We start from the raw sequence: 6045 nt of genomic DNA, 5'->3' as shown, positions 1-6045 counted from the left end.
ACAATTCTGCTGTCGGCCTCAACGGCGCAGGTACTTTTTGACGGAACTGATCCGATGGGCAAATCCATTAATATTGATGGAAAAGCGGATGTTCGCGTAACGGGTATTTATGAAGATTTGCCGCTCAATACGTCGTTTCACGACCTTAACTATATTGCCCCCTGGGACTTGTTTGTAGCCACACAGCCCTGGGTGAAACGAGCCCGCGATAAGCAGGAGTGGGGAAATAACTCGTTTCAGTTGTTTGTCCAGATTGCCGATAATACGGATATGGAAGCGGTGAGTAGCCGCATTAAAAACGCCAAATTAAATAACGTACCGCCCGACGAGAAGAAATACAAACCGGAGATGTTTCTCCACCCCATGAGCGACTGGCGTTTGCGCGGCCACTGGGAAGAAGGCGTTAAAACGGGCGGTTATATTTCGTACGTTCGGCTGTTCAGTATCATAGGCATTTTTGTGCTGCTGCTGGCCTGCATCAACTTCATGAATCTGAGCACGGCACGTAGTGAAAAACGGGCCAGGGAAGTGGGCATTCGCAAGGCCATTGGGTCAGTACGTGGTCAGCTCATCAACCAGTTTCTCAGCGAATCATTTCTGGTCGTTTTCTTTGCGTTTGGCGGGGCTATACTACTCATTCTGGGTCTTTTACCCTGGTTCAATGAAGTATCTGACAAACAGATCACCTTCCCCTGGACCAACGTCTCATTCTGGTTGAGTAGCCTCGTCTTTATTCTGATTACCGGGTTGCTGGCGGGTAGCTATCCAGCCCTTTATCTCTCGTCGTTCCAGCCGATCAAGGTATTGAAAGGCACCTTTAAACTGGGCGGTTGGGCGGCTACTCCACGCAAGGTGCTGGTTGTGATTCAGTTTACGGTTTCCATTACGTTGATTATCGGCACCATTATCGTTTATCGGCAAATTCAGCATACCAAAAATCGACCGCTGGGCTATGATAACAATGGCGTCGTCATGATTCAGATGTTATCGCCCGCTTTTTACGGTAAGTATGACGTATTGAAAACCGACCTTAAAAATGCGGGTGTTATTCAGGAAATGGCCGAATCGTCCAGCCCACTAACGGGCGTCTGGTCGAACAATGGTGGGTTTAGCTGGCCGGGCAAAGATCCTTCTCTGGATACCGATTTCTCCACCATTTGGGTCACGCACGATTTCGGCAAAACGGTTGGCTGGCAATTCAGTGAAGGGCGTGATTTTTCAAGGAAGTTTGCCACGGATTCGTCGGCTATTGTGATCAACGAAGCGGCTGTCAAATTCATGGGTATTGAGCACCCAATTGGCAAGGTAGTTAAATGGGGCGACGACAATAATCCGACCAACAAACCTGAGTATTTTACGATTATCGGCGTCATAAAGGACGTGCTGGCCGAATCGCCCTACGAACCCGTCAGGCAGGCGATTTACTTCATGGATTATGAAAACGTCAACTGGATTATGCTCAAACTCAATCCGCGCCGGAGTACCAGCGAGTCGATCGCTGTTGTTGAATCTACGTTCAAAAAACACGTACCGTCGGCGCCGTTCACCTATAAGTTTGCGGACGAGGAATTTGGCAAAAAGTTCGCGTCGGAAGAACGTATTGGTAAGCTGGCGGGTGGATTTGCCATTCTGGCAGTCTTCATCTGCTGCCTGGGTTTATTCGGTCTGGCTTCGTTCACGGCCGAACAACGTACCAAAGAAATCGGCGTACGAAAGGTGTTGGGTGCGTCGGTGCTGAATCTGTGGAGTTTGCTGTCGAAAGATTTCGTCATACTGGTTGTTCTCTCCTGCCTGATCGCTTCGCCCATAGCCTGGTACTACCTGAGTCGCTGGCTGGAGTATTACGATTATCACACTGAACTGTCGTGGTGGATTTTTGTAGCCGCAGGCGCAGGCGCTTTACTCATTACGTTGCTAACGGTGAGTTTCCAGAGCATCAAAGCCGCTTTGATGAATCCGGTCAAATCACTACGTAGTGAATAAATCGCATTGGGCTAGAAAACACTCATTGATACGCTTCTACCCTATGCCCTAACCCCAACACCCCATGCCCACTGCCCCACCCAAACTCGCTGACCGACTGCTAGGTCTCTTCTGCGCCCCCCACCGGCTGGAGGAAGTGCAGGGCGACTTGCATGAGGAATTTGCTTATCAGGTCCAACGGATGGGGGAGCGTCGGGCCCGCTGGCGCTACTGGCGGGATGTGCTGGGATTTATAAAACCCTTTGCGATAAAGCGTAAACCAGAATCTACTTTGTCACCCTTTTTCCTGTACCCTGACATGCTACGCAGTTATTTAAAAATCAGTTTACGGAGCCTTTGGAAAAACAAGGTGTATTCGGGCATAAACGTAGCTGGACTTTCGGTTGGGCTGGCCTGTTGCCTGGCTATCGGCCTGTATATTACTGACGAACTTTCGTACGATCGATTCAATACGCATTACGACAGTATTTACCGCGTCGTGGAAAAGCAGAAACAGGCGGACGGACTCTATAACGTAGCAGTGACCCCTGCCCCACTAGCCCCCACGCTGACCAACGATTTCCCGGAAGTACGTCAAACTACCCGCATCGGACGCTGGAGCGGTCTGCTAACGCAGGGGCGGCAATCAGCAGAAGCTACCGACATGCTGATCGTCGATCCTTCTTTTTTCACCTTATTCTCGTTTCCACTGGTGCGCGGCAATGTCCGTAACGTTTTTTTAAGTGCTAACGAAGTTATCATAAGCGAGTCGATGGCTGAGCGTTTTTTCGGCCCTGATTGGGCTAAAATCGCTATTTTAGGCAAACCGTTTTTACTGAACCGCGAACATACGCTGACCCTGGCTGGCGTAGTTAAAAATGCGCCCAACCATTCCCATATCCAGTTCGATGTACTTTTGCCCCTCAAGTACCAGGAGCGCTACGATCCCTGGAGTAATAAATGGAACAGCAATAATTATCATACCTACGTTCGGCTACGTCCCGAAACAAACCTGGTTTCCTTCGCTGAGAAAATTCAGCTACAACTCAAGCGATACGCCAACGACAAGGAAACGATGCTGGAACTGCAACCACTCTAGGACATTTACTTAAAATCGAAATTTGACTTCCAGACCGATTGGGGCAAACGTAGCGATATTCTTTACGTCCGAATTTTTCTGGCGGTCGGGTTCATCGTTCTGTTGATCGCCGTAGTCAACTTCATTAATCTAACCACAGCCCGGGCCTCAAAACGGGCGCGGGAAGTAGGAGTCAGAAAGACGGTTGGTGCGCAGCGGTTGAGTTTGGTGGTGCAGTTTCTGAGCGAGTCTTTACTTTTGACGACCATAGCCATTGTAGGCGCCATCCTCTTAGTGCAGGGATTACTACCCCTGTTTAACAGCTTATCCGACAAAAACCTGACTTTACCGTATCAGGAGAGGAGTTTCTGGCTTGCTCTCCTAGGCCTGACGGGAGTTGTAAGTCTACTAACCGGGATGTATCCTGCGTTTTTTCTGTCTTCCTTCCGACCCGCACGGGTGTTAAAAGGAGTCTTTACGGTAAAGTCCAATCAGGCATTTCGGCAATCGCTGGTAGTTGGGCAGTTTGTCCTGTCTATACTGCTGGGCATTGCTACGCTGGTCATTTATCAGCAGCTCAACTTCATTCAGAATAAGAAGCTGGGCTTCGACAAATCTCACTTGCTCTACGTCCGGCTGAAAGGCGATTTACGGGCCAAATCGTCCTTATTTAAGCGGGATGTTCAACAGTTACCCGGGGTTGCGCAGGTGTCGGCCACCACCAGTACGTTGGTTGATATAATGAATTCCAGCACTATAGAGTGGGAAGGTCAACAGCCCAAAGATGAGTTTTTGATAACCAATATGAATGTGGACGACGATTTCGTAAAGACCACTGGCATGGCCCTGGCGTCTGGGCGAAATTTCTCGGCTCAGATCACGTCCGATACTTCTTCGAGTCAGGGAAGTTAACTGATCAACGAAACAGCAGCCAAACGAATGGGCTGGACTCCAGCAACCGCTCTCGGCAAAACCATTAAATTCTGGGGTATGAACGGAAAAGTTATTGGTGTACTCAAAGATTTTCATTTTCGCCCCTTACAGGTAGCTATCGAGCCGTTCATTTTTCGATTCCGCCCTAAAGATTTTTACTTCAACCTGCTTATAAAAACCCGGCCCGACGCTGTTCAACGTACCTTAACTGACATCGCAACGGTTTACAAAACGCATGAAACCAGCTATCCGATCAGTTACGGCTTTGTTGATCTGGACCTGGACAGACAATACCGGGCTGAGCAACGTACGGGCCAAATTGTGCTGTACTTTTCCATAATAGCCATTCTGGTTTCCTGTCTGGGTTTGTTTGGTCTCAGCACCTTCACGACTGAACAGCGGGTTAAAGAAATTGGCATCCGGAAAGTGCTGGGCGCTTCGGTGGCCAGTATTGCTACGCTGCTTTCTAAAGATTTCATCAAACTGGTCATCATATCAATTCTGATTGCGACTCCTCTTGGCTGGTGGGCTTCTCATATCTGGCTGCAGGATTTTATCTACCGAACTGACATTGCCTGGTGGGTATTCGCTCTGGTAGGTGTATCGGCTATAGGCATTGCTTTACTGACCGTGAGTTTCCAGAGCATCAAAGCCGCTCTGAGGAATCCGGTCAAATCACTACGTAGTGAATAAAGAGCGGGGCATCGGGCTAAGGGCACAGGATAAGTTCATCGATGCGCTTTTGCCCCATGCCCCAACCCCTTTATCCTACCCGATACGTTAGAGACACCAGTCCTGTTGAATACGTTTTTGAGTCGATCAGCGTCAGACTGACACGGTCTTTTATATTCTGAAATAGAGGCTTTCCCGCGCCCAGAATAATCGGGTGAACTGCCAGAAAAAGCTCGTCGACCAATCCTTCGCTGATGAACGACGTAGTAAGATCCGCTCCGCCATATAGCCAGAAGTCATTACCTGGCTGTTTTTTCAATTCAATAACTTTAGTTTTCCAGTCGCCACGAATCAGTTCCATACCTTCGCTAACCTCCGTGAGTGTGTTCGAGAACACATATTTTTTATAGTCGGGAAATGCGTAGTCACTAGCTGCTTCATCCATATTATTGAGCAGGTCGTAACTTTTTCGACCGATAAAAATTGCGTCAATACGTTCCATAAAAGCAGCCATCCCATAATCCTGATCCGTGAAACACCAGTCATATTCGCCGTTGGGCCCTTCGATGTAGCTGTCCAGACTAACGGCTAATCCTAAAATTACTTTACGCATGATCCTGATAATTAATTTGATAAAACAATTGTAACCTACCACTCGGGCATTGCTTTGACGCTGAAAAAGTAAGCGGCAGCCGGTTCCCCTGCTAACCTATAAACCGTTTACCTGCTCCAGACAAACCGGCTACTATTTTTCGTGTTGACTGCCCGTTTCTTAAGATGCTGACACAAAATTACGGCCGAATATTTGATGATAATTGTACGAATCGGACATCAAAACTACCTAATCAGTCCTTGCCCTTATTCAATACAGTACGTTGTCCGTTCCGGTCAATTCGCCAGGAGTCAGGCCGGAAAAATCGCGGCAGGCGCGAATGAAATGAGCCTGATCATAGTAATCGCTTTTGTAGGCAATCTCGGTCAGACTTAGAGCCGGATAATTTTTCAGGTGCTTCAGGGCGTGTAAAAAAGTGGTCATGCGGGCAAACTCTTTGGGCGACAGGCCAACGTACTGATTAAAGCGTCTGACCAGTTGCCGATTGCTGATGCCAATGTCGGCGGCTAATTCTTCCAGCGACAATTTTCCATTAGACTGCCTGATTTTTTCGATGCCGAACCTTACCCCGAAATCAGGTTTCCCAAATTGATGAAGCTGGGCAATCAGGAATTGCTGAATAAGATGAATACGTTGACGTGTTGTTTCGGCTGTGTCAACACGATCCTGTAGTTCATCGGCGCGCGGTCCCCATACATCTCGGAGGTTAATAACCTGATTCGCTACGTCGTGCATTGACACCGGGAAGAACGGATAAGCGTTCCCACCGGACAAACAGACCGAAATG

The 6045-nt window shown here is 48.5% G+C and carries 6 protein-coding genes; 4 read left to right on the top strand and 2 right to left on the bottom strand.

Going from position 1 to position 6045, the window contains the following annotated elements; all coding sequences use genetic code 11:
* The 4 genes from ACOJS8_RS12515 to ACOJS8_RS12500 form a co-directional block, all read left to right on the top strand.
* Positions 1-1983 (top strand): FtsX-like permease family protein (locus ACOJS8_RS12515; RefSeq protein ID WP_420148877.1); only part of this gene is annotated, 1983 nt, incomplete at its 5' end.
* 64 nt (positions 1984-2047) lie between these two features.
* Entirely contained in the window at positions 2048-3061 is a 1014-nt protein-coding gene (locus ACOJS8_RS12510) for a permease prefix domain 2-containing transporter (protein WP_420148876.1), read from the top strand.
* Between the two features lie 3 nt (positions 3062-3064).
* Positions 3065-3952, top strand: coding sequence for an FtsX-like permease family protein (locus tag ACOJS8_RS12505; RefSeq protein ID WP_420148878.1), 888 nt, complete (start codon positions 3065-3067; stop codon positions 3950-3952).
* A gap of 27 nt (positions 3953-3979) precedes the next feature.
* Positions 3980-4666, top strand: coding sequence for an ABC transporter permease (locus ACOJS8_RS12500; protein WP_420148875.1), 687 nt, complete (start codon positions 3980-3982; stop codon positions 4664-4666).
* A 70-nt stretch (positions 4667-4736) separates the two neighbouring features.
* Here the strand turns inward: ACOJS8_RS12500 and ACOJS8_RS12495 are convergent, their stop codons facing one another.
* A complete protein-coding gene (locus tag ACOJS8_RS12495; RefSeq protein WP_420148874.1) occupies positions 4737-5258 on the bottom strand; it encodes a dihydrofolate reductase family protein in 522 nt (173 codons plus the stop codon).
* Positions 5259-5507: 249 nt separating this feature from the next.
* Positions 5508-6045, bottom strand: a 538-nt coding sequence (locus tag ACOJS8_RS12490; RefSeq protein WP_420148873.1) for a helix-turn-helix domain-containing protein, incomplete at its 5' end; no start/stop codon positions are given.

Origin of the sequence: Spirosoma sp., assembly GCF_048594605.1 — a bacterium.
Classification (GTDB): Bacteria; Bacteroidota; Bacteroidia; order Cytophagales; family Spirosomataceae; genus Spirosoma.
The sequence above is the reverse complement of the archived record's forward strand: the minus strand, read 5'-3'. Positions and strand labels throughout refer to the sequence as shown.

Bases quoted from the DNA above. Each gene is read 5' to 3' on its own strand.
- ACOJS8_RS12510 (WP_420148876.1), top strand. From the start codon at position 2,048: ATGCCCACTGCCCCACCCAAACTCGCTGACCGACTGCTAGGTCTCTTC.
- ACOJS8_RS12500 (WP_420148875.1), top strand. From the start codon at position 3,980: ATGGGCTGGACTCCAGCAACCGCTCTCGGCAAAACCATTAAATTCTGG.
- ACOJS8_RS12495 (WP_420148874.1), bottom strand. From the start codon at position 5,258: ATGCGTAAAGTAATTTTAGGATTAGCCGTTAGTCTGGACAGCTACATC.